Below are 20,124 nucleotides of genomic sequence, written 5' to 3'. Positions count from 1 at the left end.
AACGTGTATCTTTGCCTTCTTAGAATGAATAATGCCTAATAATTAATTTTTATTAGGGAGTTAGTAGGATTAATTCTTTCATAAATAATAGTACATCTCAGACATAATATGAATTTTCAACAAAAAATAGAATCCGAAATTAAGAAGGCAGTTTCAACAATTTACAATGCTACTTTGGAAACAGTAGAATTACAGCCTACTCGTAAAGATTTTGAGGGTGATATAACTGCTGTTGTTTTTCCTATGCTTCGCGTTGTGAAAGGAAATCCGGTGCAGATTGGTGACGCGATTGGAAATTATTTGGTCGAAAATGTTTCGGAGATTGAAAAATTTAATGTGGTTCAGGGTTTTTTGAATATTGTTTTGAGTGATGCCTATTATTTGAATTTCTTTAATTCAGTGGCCGATTTTTCTTCCTTCGGAAAAGTTCCGCAGGGAAATGAAGCTATGATGGTTGAATATTCTTCGCCAAACACAAACAAGCCATTGCATTTAGGTCACGTTCGGAATGTTTTGCTGGGCTATTCAGTTGCTGAAATCGAAAAGACAGCTGGAAAAAAAGTGTATAAAACCCAAATTATCAACGACCGCGGAATTCATATTTGTAAAAGTATGCTTGCGTGGGATAGATTTGGAAATGGTGAAACACCCGATTCTACTGATTTAAAAGGTGATAAGCTTGTTGGGAATTACTACGTAAAATTTGACCAAGAATACAAAAAGCAGATCGAAGTTTTAAAGTCTGAAGGAAAGACCGAAGAAGAAGCAAAAGCACAGGCGCCGCTTATTCTTGAGGCTCAAGAAATGCTACGAAAATGGGAGGCTGGCGATGAAGAAATTGTTTCACTTTGGAAAAAAATGAACGGCTGGGTTTATAAAGGTTTTGAGGAAACTTATAAATCCATTGGTGTAGATTTCGACTTTTATTATTACGAAAGTGATACCTATTTATTAGGAAAGGATATTATTGAAGAGGGTATTAAGAATAATGTGTTCATCCAAAAACCGGACGGCTCCGTTTGGTGTGATCTTACTGAAGATGGCCTAGACGAAAAACTCGTTTTGCGAAGTGATGGAACCGCAGTTTATATGACCCAGGATTTGGGTACAGCCGTACAACGTGTAAAGGACCACCCGGATGTTGGTGGAATGATTTACACCGTTGGAAATGAGCAAGATTACCATTTTAAAGTACTCTTTTTAATTCTGAAAAAATTGGGTTATAGTTGGGCTAAAAATCTATTTCATTTAAGTTATGGAATGGTAGATCTTCCTTCAGGGAAAATGAAAAGCCGTGAAGGAACGGTTGTCGATGCCGATGATTTAATCTCCCAAATGACTGAAACTGCACGAACAATTTCCGAAGAACTTGGTAAAATAGACGATTTTTCGAAAGAAGAAAAAGAGGAATTATACAAAATGATTGGTTTGGGCGCTCTTAAATATTATATATTGAAAGTAGATCCTAAAAAACGAATTCTTTTCAATCCTGAAGAAAGTGTGGATTTTCAAGGAAATACTGGGCCGTTTATTCAATATACGTATGCTCGTATTCAGTCTATTTTGAGAAAAGCTGGGGCGGTTTCTAATGCTTTCGATCTGAAATCTGTGGAGATGCACCCAAAAGAAAAAGAACTTATAAAAATAATTCAGCAATATCCAGAAGCAATTCAGTTGGCGGCGGAGAATTTAAGTCCTGCCTTGATTGCAAATTATACTTACGATTTGGTGAAGGAATTCAACAGCTTTTACCAAAACGTGCCAATTCTTGCTACAGATAATGAAACCGAAAAAGCCTTCCGCGTAAAACTTTCTGGGGCAGTTGCTGAGGTTATAAAAAATGCCTTTTCGCTCTTAGGAATTCAAGTTCCAGAACGGATGTAGGTTTTGTTTCGCTTTTAATTTTTATAAAGTGATTTTCCAGCAGGAGCATATTTATCATCGCTTATCCAAACTGGTGTTTTCGGATCGTTGGCAATTAGCCTACCTGCCAGAACATAGCTTTCAAAAAACTTCACTAGATAATCATAATCTAGGGTGTTTGCCTCATCACCCGCTTGATGGTAATATTTTGTAACATCGCCATCAAAAGATTTAAACCCTAATGAAAAAGTAGGCGCGGGGATTCCCTTTTGGGCGAACATTACATTGTCACTTCTATCAAATAGATTTTGCTCAGGCGCAGGATCATCAATGGCGGTTAGGCCAAAGGCGGTTGCGGCATCTTTAATATGTTGAGCAGCGGTAGTTCTAGATAAGCCAATAACAGTTATTACGGAAGTGTCATTATAACCAGCATTATCGCTATTGAAACAGTAAACCATTTTGTTTAATGGTAATACTGGATTTTCAACGTAGTATTTACTTCCCAATAATCCTTTTTCTTCACCTGTAAAGAGAATAAATAATGCAGAGCGTTTGGTTGGATACTTTGCAATGTTTTCAGCTATGCTTAAAACGGTAGTTGTTCCCACAGCATTATCTCTAGCGCCGTTGTAAATAGTGTCGCCAGTTGCATCAGCTGCGCCAATGCCTACGTGATCGTAATGTGCGGAATAGATAATAAATTCGTTTTTTAACTTTGGGTCCGTTCCTTCAACCATTCCAATTACATTATGGGAGAGAATTGGAGTTTTTACCTCTCCTTCCATCTTCAATTTCACTGTGTGATTTTTTTTGGATTCCAATGCTTTCGCGTAAAGGTTATTTTCATCCATAATCCATAAATAGGTAATATTTTTTGGAGCTTCGTTTTCATCTGCAATCTCTATTCGTTCGCCATTTGATTGATGTTCTATAAACCCCCAAATTCTATCGTTGGTGTCGAGTAGTTCTATAATTGCAATAGCTCCGTGTTCTTCGGCGAGTTCTTCTTTTTGTTCCGTCATTCCGAAGGCAGCGCGAGTATCCGTAACATTTGGTCCGCCAGATTTTATAATTATAGTTTTTCCAGACACATCGTTTCCTATATAATCTTCTTTAAGACCATAACCCAGATAAATTGCATCTCCTGTAAAGTCTATTTTATTAGGTTTTAACACCACAGAATTCATTTGTTTTTTTCCATCTATTTCCAAAGCTAAGTCGGATGGAGGACTCACTTTATTCAACTTCACTTCTTGGTAGTAGTTTTCGGTACTTGATTTGTCTTCATTATTTTCTTTTACGGGTTGCACACCGTATCCTCTAAGTGTATTAGCAAGATAGGAAGCTGCAATTTTATTTTCTGGAGAGGCAATTTGCCTACCTTTTAGTAAATCATCTGCAAGAAAATAGATGTGTCCTTCAATTTTATTTTTGGAAATCGTTGCCGAAACTTTTTCTTTTTCGGTTTGTGAAAATGTTATTTGTGAACTTAAAAACAGCGAAAAGAATAGGATAAAGTATTTCATAAGAAATGGAGATGAATTTTGTTAAGTTATAAAGATAGCTGATGTTTTTCATTGCTTAAGATTTTAAAGCAAACTATTGCCGTTTAACAACTTATTAAAAAACATAAACAAAAGTTAAAATACTTTCACTAAGCTAATTGCTTTATTATTTTTGTTTAACCTTTATTTAAAAACAATAAACAATTAAACTCTAAAACAATGAAAAATTTATTTAAGATTGCCTTAATTACGTTTGTTACTTTTGGGATTATTTCCTGTAGTAATGACGACGATAATGATTCAATTCCACAAACAAATTCTATTGCTGATTTTGTAGCCGCAAACAAAGATTACACTTCTTTAAAAGCAGCTTTAGATAAAGCTGGATTAACCGCAACCCTTGCTGGACAAGGAGACTTTACAGTTTTTGCTCCTAACAACGATGCCTTTGCAGCATTTTTAACTGCAAACGGTTTTGCTAGTTTGGATGATGTTCCTACAGGATTGCTTACCAATGTACTTTTAAATCATGTTATAAGCGGAAAGGTTGTGTCTGGGAATTTGGCCACAGGTTATGTAAATACTTTGGCTGTTGAAGTTTCTTCAGGCGCTAATTTAAGCATGTATGTAAATACCTCTTCCGGTGTAAAATTAAATGGAATGTCCAATGTTACTACTGCTGATATTATGGCAGATAATGGAGTTATTCATGCTGTGGATACTGTTATAGCTTTACCTACAGTTGTTACGTTTGCAACTGCTGATCCAACTTTTGCTACTTTAGTGGCAGCATTAACGCGTCCTGATCAGCCAGATTTCGTTGGCGTACTTTCAACTCCTGGAGGAACTTCGCCAGCACCTTTCACCGTTTTTGCTCCAACCAACGATGCTTTTGGAGCCTTATTAGTTGAACTTGGTGCAGGTGATTTAAATGATATTGATGGGCCAACTTTAACAGCAGCTCTAAATACTCATGTAATTGCTGGTGCAAATGTTCGCGCAGAAAATTTGATGGATGGTGTTGTTGGTACTTTAGGTGCAGATTTAATTGTAGATGCTACTAATGCAACGCTTACAGACCCGAACGAAAGAGTTAGCAAAATTATAGTGGTAAATGTTCAAGCCTCGAACGGAGTTGTTCACGCTATAGATAAAGTACTTCTTCCCCAATTATAAAAACGAGTGCTTTATTAGAAAAATGCTGCTTTCCGATAAGGATTGCAGCATTTTTTATTTTGAATCAATTTCATCTTTATCCAAATGATAGATTTCCATAATCCCTTCTAGTACTTTTTCAAAATCTATTTTTAAATCTATCAGTTTTCCTGTTGCCATATCCATTACCCATCCGTGAACGGCCAATTGACCTTTTCTTACAGCAATCTGAACATCGGCAGTTTTGATTACGTTAACGCATTGTTCTTGCACGTTTAGTTCTACCAGCCTTCTGTACTTTTCTTCTTCGTCCTCAATATCATTTAGTTCATCGCGGTGCAAACGGTACACATCACGAATATTTCGAAGCCACGGATTCAAAATACCTAAATCCTTCGACTGCATAGCTGCTTTCACGCCACCACAACCGTAATGGCCACATATAACAATGTTTTTAACTTGGAGAACACTTACTGCATAATCAATAACGCTCATCGCGCTTAGGTCTAGATTGGAGACCATGTTCGAAATATTTCGCATCACAAAAACGTCGCCTGGTTTAACACCCATTACCTCTTCTGCAGTAACTCGGCTGTCACTGCAACCTATATAAAGAATATCTGGGTTTTGGCCACTAGCTAGATTTTTAAAGTATTCCGAATCAACTCCTAATTTTTCGTTTACCCAGACCTCGTTGTTTTTGAAAATTTGTTCTATATTCATGGTTCTTGTGAAGATTTTTTCAGATTACAAAGGTACGGTAAAAGCAGTTTTGCTTGCAAAATAGAAACTTAAAATATATTCTGTTAGTTATTAACTTGGAGTATTATATTAGCTATTAGTTTTTTCTAAACCTTCCAAAACACGTAATCTACTTGGCCCCAACTTTTGTGCAAGTGTATACTGTTGATTAGCTTCTTCACTTCTTTCTTTGGAAAGTAGCCAATCCGCATAAAGTTCGTGAGTGGGTTTTTGAATTGAAGGTGGCCCATAACTATAACTTATACTGTTTTCAATGGCTATGGATTTTAATAAATGTTCTTCGGCAAGTGCTGAATTGTTATTCATTTCTGCTTGTAGCGCACCAAGTTGATTTTGCCGAATTTGTGCTTCCTTTAAATCTATTTGGGTGGCTTCATCGCGGCTAACGTTTGAACAAAGCTTAGAACTCCCTTCTTTAGCAATAAAGGTTTCCCGATTTATATCTTGATCTATAGTAGTGAGAATACTGTCTAACTTTTTCGAATTACCTTCTTTGTATGCTTTCATTCCTTCCAAAAAGTGATATTGTGACCGTATGGAAATGTTCAAATCGGTTATATCTACTGGTATATCTGCAACTATACCATTCCAATCATCCGTTTCGACTAAATAAGTTCCTTTTAAAAATACGAGATGAACTCTTGCTTTTTTTGATGGTTTTTCGGAAGCATATTTTTGCATATCGAGTACCATTTTTTTTGCTTCTTTGTGATTTCCTTTTTGAAGATAGCCGTACTCCAACCAATGAAAAGCGTGATAACCACGCGCATCGTTGTCTAATTCTTTCTTCTCCATTCTGTTAATGCTAGCTTGGTAAGAATCAATATTCGACGAAATTACTTCATCCCACATTCCCATTGCTACATAAATATGTGAAGGCATGTGTAAGGCGTGGCCCGCATCTGGAGCAACTTTTGCGTAAATATTCGCCGCATCTAAAGCAAGCGGGGCATGTTCTGGATCGTCGTAGGAATGTATTAAATAATGAAGCGCACCGGGATGGTTTGGGTTTTCCTTTAGAATGCCTTTTGCGATTTTTGCTCCCTTTCCATATAATATATCATCTCTTCCTTCTGGAACAGAGCCTAGCAGGGAAAGCGCATAAAACGCAGCTACTTCCTGATTGGCTGGGTATTTTTCGTATAAACCTTCCATAAACTCAGAATAGGCAATATCTCTTTGAGTTTTTTCAGTTTTTGGTTGGTAGAGTATTTTTGCTGCTTTTATTAAATCCTGTTCAATTTCGGATGTGTTTTTTTCTAAGTCAAGACCGTCAAGCTTTGCTAAAACAGTTGCTGCAGCTTCATAATTCTGTTGCTGCCATAAACTGTGGTTATAAGTCATTGCCTCTCCCCAATAAGCCATTGGCATTTTTTGGTCTTCGTTTTGCGCTTTTTGAAAAGCTTCTCGGGCGTCTTCATATTCAAAGGAATGGAGAAGGAGCAATCCTTTTTCAAAATGTGGTTGCGCACTTTTTTTTCCACTTACGGAAATATCCACAACCCCCAGAAAACTGTTTTTTGTTTCTTGTTGTTTACAAGAAAACATAATAAATAGGGCTAAAAAAAGCGATAGATACCTCATAATAAACGAATATATATTTTAAAGGTAGCGATTTTTGCTCAATTTTAATTTGGAGCACTTATGATTTGGCAATTCAACATTTGAAAATTGCAAAGAAAATTTCAAAACAGCTTTCTAATATTTGAAAACTTTTAAAAAGAGCCATCATCCACATCTTTAATAAATTTTATAAGTCCAGAGAAATAATTTTCTGGGTCGTCATATTGAGAAATGTGTCCAGAATTTACAGTGAGACTTCTTCCATTCTGAACTTCAGTACTCATCCATTCCATATATTTTGGGTCCATCGTGTCATATTTGCCGCCAATCATCAAGGTTGGTGTTTTTATTTCCTTTAATCTTTTTGAAACATCCCAGTTTTTTAAAGTTGCGTTGCCCGTCATTCCAAATTCGCTGTGACCTTGCATATAGATGTAAATAGCTGGATTTATGTGTGAAAAGGTGCGATTAATGAACTCTGGCCATTCAGCCACAGGTTTTCTCAAGATGTGTTCTGTGTAGTAATAATTCATAACCAACTCTGCATATCTTGGATTATCAAAATCTTCTTTGGCTTCCATTTCCTTTATTTCTTTATAAATCTCTGGCGGAAGTTGAGGGCCTAAAACTTCATCGGCATATTTTTGATATTCTGCCGCGCTTGCCATCATATTTGAAATTATTAAACCTTTAAGATTGTCTTGATATTTCAGTGCATATTCCATCGCCAAAATTCCGCCCCACGATTGGCCGAGTAGATAAAAATTGTCTTTATCTAAATTTAACGCCTTGCGAACCTGTTCAACTTCTTCTACAAAATATTCGGTAGTCCAAAGTGTTGAGTCGTTTGGTTTATCGCTATAATAACTATCTAGCTGGTCGTAATAAATGTATTCAATTTCTTCATTTGGAAGGTAACCATCAAAGTTTTCAAAAGCCTCATGAGTGCCACCTGGACCTCCGTGAAGCAATAAAACTTTCATTTTTGGATTGTTGCCCATTCGTTTTGTCCACACTTTGAAAGTGCCTTTTGGGGTTGTAATGGGAATCATTTTAATACCACCCGTATTTTGGTCATCGCTATTTGAATAGTCAAAATAAGTGGATTTGCTATCGGTTTCGGTTTTTGCAGATTCTTGTTTTTCGGCACAGCTTAAAAGTAATGCTGCGGAAATGATTAAAAAGTAAATTGCGTTTTTCATAATTGGTTGGTTTTAGTTGAATTTTTCACCACAGCGGCACAGAGTTTTCAGAGATTTCTTTGTATTCTCTGTGTCTCTGTGGTATTATTTAAATCTTTTTATTCATTCGCTTTTAAAACCCGAAGCAGATTTCCGCCAAGGATTTTATCAATATCTTTTTCGCTGTAGCCTTTTTCAACCAAAGCTTTTGTAATCAAAGGATAATCGGTAACATCGTCCAACTGTTTTGGTGGCAGAAAGATTCCATCAAAATCGGAGCCGATGCCCACGTAATCCACACCCACCAAATTAATGACGTATTCTATATGTTGAATTACCATTTCAAAAGGTGCTCGAAGTTGTTGGGATTCATCTGCATATTTTACGTAGATACTTTCTTGGGCGATAAATGGATTCAACCCAGCTTGTGTCAGTGAATCTATTTCAGACTGATGTTTTTCAAGAAAGGCACTTTCGCGTTTATCAACAGTTGGATCAATAAAGCCTGAATTGAAGTTGATTTGAATTACGCCTCCATTTTTTGCAATTGCTTTTATTTGATCGTATTTCAGATTTCGAGGATGCGAACAAATTGCATAAACCGAACTGTGTGAAGCGATAACGGGTTTTGTAGTTGTGGCGATAACATCGTAAAACGTTTGTTCGCCAACGTGCGAAACATCCACCAACATTCCCAAACTGTTCATTTTTTGGACTACTTGTTTGCCAAAGGCAGTAAGCCCTTTTTTGCCTTCGGAATTTTTCGCTCCGTTCGGATTGGTTTCATCTGCAGCACTTGTAGCCCAAGGTGTAGAGTTGTTCCAAGTTAAGGTAATGTAGCGAACGCCACGATTGTAAAGTGCTTCGAGTTTGCCTAAATCGTTTTCAAATTGATGGCCGCCTTCCACACCAATAAACGCAGCAATCTTTTTCTGCTTAACAGCTTTTAAAAGTTCTTTTGAATTGGCGACTTTCACAATTTTATCAGGATTTCGTTTTATTACGGCATCCAAACTATCTATTTGGCGGTTAGCAAAAGCATATGGATTTACCCGTTCGCCATCGCTCCAAACAGAGAAGAATTGAACATCCAAGCCGCCTTCTTTCATCCTGTTGAGGTCACTATGGGTTCTGCCTTCTAAATTGGAGTCAAAAACGAAATTCTTTTCCATTGTTTGGGTAAGAAAATCGTTGTGGGTATCAACCAAAATGGCTTTGTTGTGAATTTTTTGATAGTTCTGTGCGCTTAGTTGAAGCGTTGCGAGTAAACTGATGAGAAGTAATTTTGTTTTCATTTTTTCTATATTAAATCATTGATTTTAAATTGTTTGGTTGTTGTTTCCTTTATTCAGAAGGTTTTTGCGGATGTTTCGGAAGAATTTAATCATCTTGAGTTCTTTTTAGAAAGGTTCTTAATTTTTGATATTTTTTCTAATGCTAATTCTATATTATGAACAGAACCATATCTATTATCTTTATAAAAGTTAAAAAAGGTTAGAGTAGAAGCTTTCTGAAAAAATGCTTTTGAATCTGTAGGTACGCAATACGCACGCCATTTAAAATCTGAAAATTCTGCTTTAATTACGGGAAACCAATCAACTTTAAATGATTGTTCTACATCGTTAAGCGCCTGATAAACACCGGATAAATCTTCATCATAATAGGATATTAATGCCAGTTGGAGGTCATTATCAGAAATAGTTTCAATGCCTTTTGATTTTAAAACTTCAAAGGCGCTTGATTGTGATGTAAACCGTTCGAAGGTTATAATTTTCCCCATCCAGAAATTCAAACTATCACCATAATTTTCTGTGGCAACTTGCGCTACTAATCTATTTGTTAGTTCAATGGCTTCCTTTGCTTTAAGCAATCTATCGGTTAGCTGAATGGAATCGTTATCTAAATTTTGATTAATTAAGAATAGGATATCTTGTTCATACTTTTGATTTTTGCGTATATCATTCCAATTGTTGATGCTCAACGCAATCAAAATTCCAATAACCACGAGGATGATTTCGCCGATGGCGTATTTTAGGTACTTGGTGGTTTTGCCTTGAGCGAGAAGGTTTTTTCGGATGTTTCTAAAGAGTTTTATCATTTTTTAATATGTTTCAAAGAATACATTTTAGAGTTGCATTATTTCTATCCAACAATCTTTACTTCTCCCTCGGCAAACGTGAATCCAACTGTGCAATTTGATATACAAGTGCTGCAATTACAGTGGCATTAACCATCATATCGCGTTCTGGCACGTATTCCAACACGTCTAAATTTGTGTGGTGTGTTACTGTCTTATAGTTTAACGGATCTTGAATGATTTGAAATCCGGGAATTTTGAAATAATCGAAGACCTCATGGTCTGTAAAATTTGTGTTTTCAATGGTTAGATTATTAACATCTAAATAATCATACGGCTTTAACATCTCTTCAAAAATGAGTTTTACCGCTTCATTTCCTTGCAAATAAATTCCTCGCATTTGCCCTGCACCATTATCCATATTAATATAGGCCGAAATTTTTTCGACTTCTTTCTTTCTAGTTGTTTCTTTAATTTTTCCAAAATGATTTTCAGCATACGCTCTTGAACCAATAATCCCTTGTTCTTCGCCACCCCAAAGTGCAATTCTTATGGTACGTTTTGGTTTTAAGCCTGATGCTTTTATAATCCGCATTACTTCCATCATTACTGCAGAACCTGCACCATTGTCTGTTGCGCCAGATGCCGAATGCCAAGAGTCAAAGTGAGCACCAATCATTACAACTTCATCTTTTAATTTTGCGTCTGATCCTGTGATTTCCCCAATGATATTTACGTTGTTTTCTGGTTTTAAATACAATTCAGAATCTAAATGGAATTTAATTTTAGGAGTAATTCCTCTAACGGTTAAGCGCTTTAATTTTCCAAAATTTTCTGGCGAAATGGCAAAATAGGGGATTGGCCGCTCATCATTTTTTCTAAAATTATAAGTGCCGCCAGGATGGATGATTCCAGGAAATGAAGCTTTAGTTCCTAAAACACTTATTGCACCTTCCGCTTTTAAGAAGGCAAAAAATGCATCGTCTTTTTTTGCAAATTTTTCGAAAAGAAAATCAAAATCTTTAATCAAATCTAGATTCCCAGATGATGCACCTAAAGGATTTTTGACAACAGGCGTAATAGATTTTTTAGCGTCTTCAATTTGATCTTTGGTATATCGTTTAGAAAGTGGCTCAAATAACATATTTTGTTCTGGTGCTGCGCCCATCAAAATGGTCTTGCCTTTTAATTTTCCGCTCCATTTTTGTTTTACTGCTTCTAAATCATCATAGCTTTCAATCCAAATTAAATCGCCAATTTGCTCACCATTTGAAGGTTCTGTCCACGCATACGGATAGGCTTGTATCTTCATATAGGCAGGTTCTATCATTTCTACGTTGAAGGATTTTACTTCCCAACCCATGCAATCGTCACAATAATTTTCGAAATATACTTTATCCATTCCCCAATTTTCCATTGTTTTTTTTGCCCATTCGGCAGCGGTGTAATATTGATCCGTTCCCGTTAATCGAGGGCCATACACATCTGATAAGTCTCCAATTAAATTCATTACTTCAGATTTTTGAAAGCCTTCGGTGTTGATTTTTGAAAGTGCTTGCGGTAGTGTTTGGCTGGTTGCGGCGAATCCAATAATTAGGAATGCTGTGATAAAGGTTTTAAATATTGTTTTCATATTTTGTTTATTGAAAAATCTATACTTTGGTTTTAAGGAAAGGGATGGGTAAAATGCTGTTTTAAAGATATTTAATCTATTTTAAGAAATAAAAAAATCAGCTTAAATTTATAAGCTGACTTTCTAGAAGCGGCTTTATTCTTTTTCTGCTTCAGCCAATTTCTTAGTATCCACATATTGCTGAAAGGCACTGATTTTTCCATCCTTCAAAGTCCATAAATGTGCAACTTGCGCATTATATTCTTTCCCTGTTTTTTTTACTTTGGCATCATAACGCAGCGTTGCCAATACTTGGTTATTGTCCATTCCGTGAAGTTGAATGTCTTCCAATTTGAAATAATCATTGTCTGCTCCCAACCTTGCAAATACACCATTTAAAACGGCGTCAGGCCCAATGTAAGGATTGCCTTCAGCCAAGGAATTGCTTTCAGCTTCATTCCATACTATTTTTGGATCCATTGCGCCAAGAACTGTTGGTATATCGCCTGTTGCAAAAGCATTGTAGAGTTTGTCAATGACTTGAATCTTTTGATTGTTTTTCATAATTGTTTATTTTAGTTTGTTTATTCGTCTTACGTACTTCCAATTCTATCTCGATCATAAATTCGGGAAGTGCCAATTCTTTTACGCCAAGCCAAGAACCCGTTGGAAATTGCTTTTTGTAGATTTCTGCTCTATAGGCAGCAAATTCTAGAAACTTGGGCATATCTGTTGTGAATACATTTTCAACAACCACATCGTCAAAAGTGCAACCGTAGTGTTTTAGGATTTTATCCAAATCTGAATAGCAGTTTTTCATTTGTTCTTCAAAATCGCCAATTGCTGTTGGGTTGCCTTCATTGTCCATACTTACGGCACCGGAGATTTTGATTGAGTTTCCAATTTTTACTGCGTGTGAATAGCCGTGGGCTTTTTCAACTTCTGGGCGAAGCAGAAAATAGTATGGAGTTTCATCTGAAACCAATACTTTAGTTGATCTATATTTTTCCACGGCAGTAGAAGTCAGGTTTATTTCCGAAGAAACCACCCCCGTAATTGCAGATTCGGCATTCCCATGCGGATCCTGGTTTTGGGCCTGTGCCGCAAATACGCACATAAAAAGAAAGAGTAGAAGTAATAATATTTTTGATTTCATCGTATATAATTTTTATAAGTATCTATCGTCTTTTCTCTTTGTTCTTTTTTCTCTGTTCTCTGTTCTCAATAAATAATATTTTCCAAAATTCTCCCTAAGTTGCTTTCAGACATGGGTATCTTCCGGTCTACTGCAAAAATTTGATGGATTTCGTTTTTAAGTTGGCACAGTTCCAGTTCAGAATATTGATGCCATTCTAAAGCTTCTTCAATTTTTTCGATGCTTTCATCTTCATTGTCTCTCTTAAATTCAAGGGACATTTTTTCGAAAGTTTCAGCAGTGGTTTTTGTTTTTATCAACTCTATTTCTTCTTCGACCTCCACAGAATCTGCTTTTGCGCAGAGCATCAGAATGTAAATTTTCAGTTCTTCCTTGCTCCATTGTGTTTCGTCAGTTTTCATAATTTTTTTTAGATGAATTCTTTAAATTGAAAAATGTACGGCACGGCAACGCCACACCGTACATTTTTTTTAAAAAAGTTTACTCTTGTGGAATTGCTTTTACGTCACCACTAATACCGCTAAGTTCTGGAGCAAAAACCCAAATTTCGGTTTCGCCACCATTGGTTACGTCTATCCAATCTTTTATAAATTGAGCCCAACTTCCTGCACCGTTCATTTCGTCATATTTTTTTGCTATGCTATTGTCTTGGCCCAACCAAGCAGATTTATCAAAAAATGAAATGACTGCTAAGTCCCTTCCTTCCTTGGTGCTTCCAAATTCGTTGGTGTAGATACCCCAAATTTCATCGGGCGATTTAGCGGCGTACACTTTATTGACTTTTTCAACGAGTTTCATGGCATCTTCATATTTCCCTCTTTTTATGTCCCAATAATCCACTGACATATTTTTAATTGTAAAGTCTTTTGGAAAACGCGAAAGTTCAGTATGACTGCGCCAGTAGCTTTGGGCACCACTATCTGCTGTCGTGTACGCGGCAACGTTTTTATTCCAATCTGCATCATGACCTTCCTTTTGCGCTGGCCCGTTGTCCATTGAACTCCAAGGAAATGGTCCCATGCTCCAATGATAACTGCCTGTGTTGGGTCCATTAGTTATCCAGTAAACTCTTACTCCGTGCGGCCCCTCGCCATGGTACTTCTTGTTGTGTTCTGCTAATCCCTTTTCAAACTGGTTTATTTGCGTAGGGTTTGGAATTAAATTTGCGGTTTCAAATACTCCGTATTCGGTACTGTTTTGCGATATTGCCAATAGAGGCAACAAAAGCATGGTAAAAATTAATTTTCTCATAATGTTTAATTTGTGTCACCGCTTTATGCGGAAACGGGTTAGTATTTAATTAGCTTTATAAACTGGGAAGTTTATTTTGGAAAGTTTGATTGACTAATCCATTAATTTTGCGTTGTAATAAGCCGTTTCTGAAGTTATTTTTCCTTCATCATTGAAATCCATAATATAAAATATGGGCAGTACAATTGCTTTTTTATCAGATTTGCGAATAAAATTTATATTCCACCAAGACTGAACTAAACCCTGATTTCCCATTTCATATTCCAAATAATCTGGATAGCCTACCATATCAATACTGGCAACATCATACTTCTCTAAAATCTGCTTGTCCATTGCTTTTTGTTCGTCTAAGGAAATGCTTTTTAATGTTGGAGAACTGGAATCTATGAACTGTGCATCTTTATCATAAAAACTGTACGCTTTGTCCCAATCCTTAAACTCTATTGCATAAATCATTTTCCGAACGGTGTTTATGTTTTCGTGATGGTTGTAGATGGTACCGTTTTTCCTATCACTATAACTTTCGCGAATTTCTGAACCAATATTGTCGTTGCCATAGGTTATAATAGTTTGTATTTTATTGTTTTTATTCACTATAAACAATCGGTGTATTGGTTGGTTTACCTTAACTCCTGTTTTATTTTGAACACCTTTGATGTCTTCCCAAGTCTGTACCCAAATCACATCCTTTTGGTTATCGTCCTTGTATTCCAATGCATCAGGATAAGCTCCAGGGGAGCGACTTATGGAAAAATAATCGAGGTTGTTTTTCCAACCTTTGGCCGAATTAGAAAATGCAGCTTTGTCCTGACCTTTATCGTTTGGGTTGATGCTCGTGCCATTATAGGCCATAAAATCATCTGCCAGATAACCGGCTACTTTGTCTGTGTCTCCACTAACAAATGCCTGGGTCATAGCCTCCACTGTGGTAATGGCTGGATGTTCCCTGTAAATAGTTCCGTTCTTTTTTTGCGAATAGGTAATGCAAGCAATTAGCATCATTACCGATAGAATTGTTGTTTTCATTATTTATATAATTATTTGGTTAATATTCTGTTTTATTTTATTTTGAATAACTGTTTAAAGTTTCTTGAACAGGCCTGAATTTCATTTCCAAATCGTTTATAGCCAACCTGTTTTGGTAAATCACGCTTGCTTTATTTTTGGGTTCCTTATGGTTCAGCATTAAAGTCATATCGCTAACCGGATAGGTTTCGCTGCTTAGTAAATAATTCTTACCGTGCAAGCCAGAAATTGTGGCTGATTTGAAAATTGCTTGCGCAACATCTTCAACATCTACTGTGGCCATTTCTGCATTGGTGTCATAGAGCATTTGCACAAAAGGATTGGGCGCAATTTTATTTTTAAAAAGAAATTGTAACCCAGTTGATGTGGAATCTTCCCTATTACTTAAGGATTTTCCCATAACTCCAACTGGTGAGACTGAAGTGATTTCAAAAGAAAGCTTTGGATTTTCTTCAATAAATTTTTCTACTGTTTGATTTGCCATAAACTTGGCTTGAGCGTACGGATGACTTTCGGCGCTGATGTATTTCTTATCAGTTTCATTAAAGGAATCAGTAGTTGTTTTGCCATAGGAAGGCAACGGAAAGTTGGTATTATAAGCTGCAACCGAAGCGATTAAAACAACCTTTTCAATTGAAGGGGTTTCACTTACGGCTTTTAGAAAATTCGTTGTCCCATTTATGGTTGGATCAAAAAGTTCTTTTCGTGGGTCTTCCACGTCTAGCTGAAATGGTGTGCCACCGTGAATAACTATTTCGCAATCTCTGATAAAAGCTTTCAGTGTTTCAAAATCTTCTACTTTTAACGCACTTATGTTGAGGTTGTCTGCATTTTTAAGGTTAAAAAGGTGTTCGTATTTTTCACTCATTTTAATATCGGTAACAGATACTTTTACGTTGTATCCTTCTTCTAAAAATTTCTTTGTGGTGTGGCTTCCTATGAAGCCTGAACCACCTATTATTCCTACTGTTTTCATACCATGTTGCCGTAAAGACGGTTGGCTTTTTAATTCATTTAAAGGAGGTTTTAATAAAAACCCAACAGGTTAATTGTATCCTCACGAACAATGCCTGTCGGGCCTTATGGAGTATTACTCCGGTAATGCTTTTTTGTCTGGCATTAATGTATCTTGCTGTTGCATTGCTTGTACATCCAGCATAATTTTTGAAAGATCCCAATAGCCAAATTCTTTTACTATTTTGCCATCAATAAATTGGGCTGAAATGTGTGTTGGTATGGTGTAGGTTTTATTATTGGCTATTAGAGTTCCTTTCCAAAGGCCCCAAAAGTTTGTATAGGTTTTACCCTCGTCAGTTACTGTCATTTCATATTCAGATTGGTCGTTTACATATCCCCAACTTGAAAAGAGAGCGGCGTCTGCTTTATCACTATCAACCAGTTCTCCTAATGTTTGAGCTTCCGCTTCAACCACGTTATTCATTATTTTTGCGTTATCTGCATAATGGCTAACCATTGCTTCCCAATCTTGCTTATCATAAGCTTCAATAACTTTTTTATAAGTGTCTATCTCCGGCGATTGCTGGGTGTAGCGTTTTTCTTGTTGTTGGCAGGCGGTAAATGAAAGGGCTATTGCAAGTCCTAAAAAGAGTATTTTTTTCATGATTTTGAGTGATTATATTGGTTAATATTTTGTTGTTTTGGTTAATTTTTAACGATTCTTTTAAGAAGTTCAAATTTGGGGTGATTTTAATAAATTCAAAAAACCTACCTCTTTCAGGATTTTTTCCTTTAAATAATAGTCGCCATTTACTGGTATATAGGTGTCCGTCTCTGGTGAAGTGTTTATGAAGCTTTCACTTTGATTGGAAGTGGGTAATGAAAGCGCTGCTACTAACCCCAATAGATATATCGTTTTCATAATTGAAAGATTTAATTGTGAAACAAATGTTGTGGGGAAGTGGATCTAAGTAACGGCTAATCAGTGAGTTTTGAAAACCATTTAGGATGAACAGCCTTTAAAACTGTCCGAAGGAGTGTTTTTTCTTTCCGAAGAAAAAATTGAGAAAACTTTCAATAGCTATTTAAAAAATAGAAATTGGATAGTAAATGAATTCATTCAATCATTACGATTGCTGATTTTAGATTGTTTGCAACCGCTTAAGAAGTTCCGATCGCATTTGCTTGCTCATCGGGATTGCTTTTTGGCCAATAACCACGTGCGTGCCTGCAACTTCTTCTATTTGGGAAAGATTGATGATGTAACTACGGTGAATTCTGAGGAAATGTTTTTGAGGAAGTTTTTCGTCTATATCCTTTAAGGTCATTACAACAAGATGTTCTTTTCCTTGTGAAAAAATACGGCAATAGTTGCGGTCCGCTTCAACATAAAGAATGTTCTTAAGATCTATTTTTAGCATCTTTTCATTATGGCGAATAAAGATGCGATCGTTTAAAATGAAATCGGAAGCGTTTTCTGAAATTGAATTTATGGAGACGCCATTTTCTTCTTCCTGAGCGGACAGGTCGGAATTGTTTTCTGATTTTTTTTCTGTGGAAATTCTTTCAACCGTTAATTCTATAGCTCTTTGAAGATCTAGTTTTTTGAATGGTTTTGAGATAAAAGCGTACGGATGCGTTTCCTTGGCACGGTTAAAATGGACATCGTCCGAGTTTGCAGTTAAATAAATAATAGGAATTTCGCATAGTTTTTGAATTTCCTGTGCGGTTTCTATACCGTCCATTTCTCCTTTTAGCGTAATATCCAGAAGGACGATGTCTGGCATTTCAATTTCAATATGTGCAATAGCTTCTTCGCCGCGAGGTAGGATGCCTGTTACTTCATAGCCTAATTCACTTAATTGTAAAGAAATATTTGCCGCAATGACCATTTCATCTTCAATAATCAATATTTTTACGGCTCTTTCCATCAAGCTATTTTGAAGTTTTTAAAGTTGAAAGCTACAGCTGTCCCATTTTTATGATCTTCGGAAATAGTGCCGTTTAATTGCTGCGTAAGCAGTTGAATTAATTGTGTTCCAAAACCTGTTCCCTGTGGTTTTGAGCCTTGCGTTTTACCAATTCCATTGTCTGATACTTTCAGTAAAAGATCGTTATCTTTTTGGGTAAGACTAATGTTTATTTGTCCTTTTGTTCCTTCGGGAAATGCATATTTCAAGGCATTCGTTAAAAGTTCGTTCACAATAAGGCCAATCGGTACAGCGGTGTCCACGTCCAGGTTTAGATCGTCCATGGCACATTCTATTTTCACTTTATCGTCTGCATTAAAAGTGTCTAAAATACCTTCGCCAAGATTTACAAAATAATCCTTCATTTCAATCGCGCCTAAATTGGTTCCTTGATATAGCTTTTGGTGAATTATACCCATACTTTGTACTCTATTTTGGCTGGCAAGCATAGCTTCTTTACTAGCACCGTCTTCCAGTTTTGCAGATTGAAGGGCGATGAGGCTTTTCACCATTTCAAGGTTGTTCTTTACGCGGTGGTGAATTTCTTTTAGAAGCAATTCATTCTGTCTATTTTTCGCGTCTAATGTGACATTTAATTCAGAAAGAGCTTTCCGTTTTTTGCGAATGTTTTTTAGGGTAAAAATCATTCCGAAGAGAATAATTGCAAGTAATCCTGCCAAGACAATATATAGGCTTTGTGTTTTTCGCTGTTGAGAAATTTTCGCCTCTTGGTCTAAGATCTCAATATCTTTTTTTGCCGTTTCATATTTTACCTGCAACTCGCTATCCTTTCGCGCTATGATGGTGTTAAGATATTCGGTATGGCCTTGTTCATAGAGTTCATGATATTCAAGCGCATTTTTATAATCGCTCAATTCACTGTAAATATTGGAAACGTGCATATAGTTTTCCCAAAGATTTTTGGTGTTGCCAATGCGTTTCATGATTTCAATAGCTCTGAGATTGTAGGGTAGCGCTTCCGCATATTTTCCTTGTAAAATATATACGTGACCAATATTTGCGGTGGGTGGCATCATATATCGGGTAAAGCCAATTTTTTCGGCACCATCGTAACAACGGTTGTAATCTGCTATGGCTTCGTCATAACGTTCCATGTATTTGTAAATGTTGCCTCGACCATTGTAACAGGCGAGGAGCGGTGGACCCAATTCTCCTATTTTTTTATAAAGATTGATGGAGGTGTTCATGTTTTGCAGACTTTCATCAAGATTTCCTAAGAACAATTGGTTTTCTGCAAGTCGCCGATAGGATAGAGCTAAATCATCATCATAACCGTTTTTTTCTTGAATGGCGATGGCTTTTTTGCAATATTCCGCACCCTCGGCATAACTGTCTGAATAATAAAGAAGATCGCTTATTTTTGTGTAGCATTGCCCAATGCCACGCTGATTTCCTTCTTTTTCATAAATAGCAAGTGCTTTGTAAACAGCTTCGGAACCTTTGTCGTATTCCGCAGTACCGCTGTAATTTGTTACCAACAAAAGATAGGTGTCTGCCAAAAGATTGGGCATTTTCTGTTTTTCATAAACTGAAATGGCCTTCTGTAAATAAACGATGGAAGAATCCAGAACAGTATGGTCTTCATGCCATTTTGCCAAACCGATATAAGCTTCTCCGAGAGTTTTGAAATCTTTAGATTTTTGAGAAAGCTGAATGGTTTTTTTGAAATTTTTGTATTCTTGGAGTGTGTCTTTTGTGTTCGGAACTAATTCCGAAGCGGAAGTTTTAGACGCATCTTCTTGTGTCTGGGAAGGAGTCCGGGGAATACTGCTCCACGAAACGCAAGCTAATACTACGGTGAGTAATAGTCGTTTCATTATTTGGTTATTGGTTGTTTGTGGATTCTAAATTTACGACTATTTTTTTCTTAAGGCGGAAACTGGGTGATTATTTGACTATTTTTTCTTTTTTTAAAAAGTATAAAATCATCTTTTATTATATTAAAAACAATTCAGAATTTTCAAAAAAAATCTTCCTTACCGCGGCTTAGAACGGTAAAGAAGATTTTAAAAAACAAAGGAA

Annotated in this window: 19 protein-coding genes; 2 read left to right on the top strand and 17 right to left on the bottom strand. The window is 36.4% G+C overall.

Features of this window, described 5'->3' with window-relative positions; all coding sequences use genetic code 11:
• The first annotated feature begins 108 nt into the window (after positions 1-108).
• Entirely contained in the window at positions 109-1,884 is a 1,776-nt protein-coding gene (gene argS, locus AEQSU_RS03075; RefSeq protein WP_014781395.1) for an arginine--tRNA ligase, read from the top strand.
• 14 nt (positions 1,885-1,898) lie between these two features.
• On the opposite strand, the gene AEQSU_RS03070 is transcribed toward argS, so the two are convergent.
• Positions 1,899-3,392, bottom strand: a complete 1,494-nt coding sequence (locus tag AEQSU_RS03070; protein ID WP_014781394.1) for a M28 family peptidase — start codon at positions 3,390-3,392, stop codon at positions 1,899-1,901.
• A 198-nt stretch (positions 3,393-3,590) separates the two neighbouring features.
• Here AEQSU_RS03070 and AEQSU_RS03065 point away from each other — a divergent pair, with 198 nt between their 5' ends.
• On the top strand, positions 3,591-4,547 hold the full coding sequence (locus AEQSU_RS03065; protein WP_014781393.1) for a fasciclin domain-containing protein: 957 nt from the start codon (positions 3,591-3,593) through the stop codon (positions 4,545-4,547).
• Positions 4,548-4,601: 54 nt separating this feature from the next.
• On the opposite strand, the gene AEQSU_RS03060 is transcribed toward AEQSU_RS03065, so the two are convergent.
• From AEQSU_RS03060 to AEQSU_RS02985, 16 genes are all read right to left on the bottom strand, one after another.
• Entirely contained in the window at positions 4,602-5,249 is a 648-nt protein-coding gene (locus tag AEQSU_RS03060) for a carbonic anhydrase (RefSeq protein WP_014781392.1), read from the bottom strand.
• Between the two features lie 108 nt (positions 5,250-5,357).
• Positions 5,358-6,836 carry a tetratricopeptide repeat protein gene (locus tag AEQSU_RS03055; protein ID WP_042491575.1) on the bottom strand — a complete coding sequence of 493 codons (1,479 nt, stop codon included), beginning with the start codon at positions 6,834-6,836 and terminating at the stop codon, positions 5,358-5,360.
• A gap of 167 nt (positions 6,837-7,003) precedes the next feature.
• Positions 7,004-8,053, bottom strand: a complete 1,050-nt coding sequence (locus tag AEQSU_RS03050; protein ID WP_014781390.1) for a proline iminopeptidase-family hydrolase — start codon at positions 8,051-8,053, stop codon at positions 7,004-7,006.
• A gap of 98 nt (positions 8,054-8,151) precedes the next feature.
• Positions 8,152-9,327 (bottom strand): dipeptidase, encoded by a 1,176-nt coding sequence (locus AEQSU_RS03045; protein WP_014781389.1) that lies wholly within the window; start codon positions 9,325-9,327, stop codon positions 8,152-8,154.
• 89 nt (positions 9,328-9,416) lie between these two features.
• Positions 9,417-10,130, bottom strand: a complete 714-nt coding sequence (locus AEQSU_RS03040; RefSeq protein WP_014781388.1) for a DUF6090 family protein — start codon at positions 10,128-10,130, stop codon at positions 9,417-9,419.
• 58 nt (positions 10,131-10,188) lie between these two features.
• Positions 10,189-11,742: a M20/M25/M40 family metallo-hydrolase gene (locus AEQSU_RS03035; protein WP_014781387.1), complete on the bottom strand. Its 1,554-nt coding sequence runs from the start codon at positions 11,740-11,742 to the stop codon at positions 10,189-10,191.
• A 135-nt stretch (positions 11,743-11,877) separates the two neighbouring features.
• On the bottom strand, positions 11,878-12,285 hold the full coding sequence (locus AEQSU_RS03030; protein ID WP_014781386.1) for a nuclear transport factor 2 family protein: 408 nt from the start codon (positions 12,283-12,285) through the stop codon (positions 11,878-11,880).
• Positions 12,254-12,748, bottom strand: coding sequence for a RidA family protein (locus tag AEQSU_RS03025; RefSeq protein ID WP_425358416.1), 495 nt, complete (start codon positions 12,746-12,748; stop codon positions 12,254-12,256). The genes AEQSU_RS03030 and AEQSU_RS03025 overlap by 32 nt, the downstream gene beginning before the upstream one ends.
• A gap of 194 nt (positions 12,749-12,942) precedes the next feature.
• The gene (locus tag AEQSU_RS03020) at positions 12,943-13,278 is read right to left on the bottom strand and encodes a hypothetical protein (protein WP_014781384.1); all 336 of its coding nucleotides are present in this window, start codon (positions 13,276-13,278) and stop codon (positions 12,943-12,945) included.
• Between the two features lie 79 nt (positions 13,279-13,357).
• A complete protein-coding gene (locus tag AEQSU_RS03015; RefSeq protein WP_245529110.1) occupies positions 13,358-14,128 on the bottom strand; it encodes a hypothetical protein in 771 nt (256 codons plus the stop codon).
• A 93-nt stretch (positions 14,129-14,221) separates the two neighbouring features.
• Entirely contained in the window at positions 14,222-15,154 is a 933-nt protein-coding gene (locus AEQSU_RS03010; RefSeq protein ID WP_014781382.1) for a nuclear transport factor 2-like protein, read from the bottom strand.
• A gap of 37 nt (positions 15,155-15,191) precedes the next feature.
• Positions 15,192-16,130, bottom strand: a complete 939-nt coding sequence (locus tag AEQSU_RS03005) for an NAD-dependent epimerase/dehydratase family protein (RefSeq protein WP_014781381.1) — start codon at positions 16,128-16,130, stop codon at positions 15,192-15,194.
• Between the two features lie 114 nt (positions 16,131-16,244).
• Positions 16,245-16,775 (bottom strand): nuclear transport factor 2 family protein, encoded by a 531-nt coding sequence (locus AEQSU_RS03000; protein WP_014781380.1) that lies wholly within the window; start codon positions 16,773-16,775, stop codon positions 16,245-16,247.
• Positions 16,776-16,844: 69 nt separating this feature from the next.
• Positions 16,845-17,033 (bottom strand): hypothetical protein, encoded by a 189-nt coding sequence (locus tag AEQSU_RS02995; protein WP_014781379.1) that lies wholly within the window; start codon positions 17,031-17,033, stop codon positions 16,845-16,847.
• Positions 17,034-17,253: 220 nt separating this feature from the next.
• Positions 17,254-18,042, bottom strand: a complete 789-nt coding sequence (locus tag AEQSU_RS02990) for a LytR/AlgR family response regulator transcription factor (RefSeq protein ID WP_014781378.1) — start codon at positions 18,040-18,042, stop codon at positions 17,254-17,256.
• Complete coding sequence (locus tag AEQSU_RS02985; RefSeq protein WP_014781377.1) at positions 18,042-19,919, bottom strand: tetratricopeptide repeat-containing sensor histidine kinase; 1,878 nt, start codon at positions 19,917-19,919, stop codon at positions 18,042-18,044. The genes AEQSU_RS02990 and AEQSU_RS02985 overlap by 1 nt, the downstream gene beginning before the upstream one ends.
• Positions 19,920-20,124: the final 205 nt, after the last annotated feature.

Source organism: Aequorivita sublithincola DSM 14238 (genome assembly GCF_000265385.1).
Classification (GTDB): domain Bacteria; phylum Bacteroidota; class Bacteroidia; order Flavobacteriales; family Flavobacteriaceae; genus Aequorivita; species Aequorivita sublithincola.
This window is presented reverse-complemented; position numbering and strand designations above follow the sequence as displayed.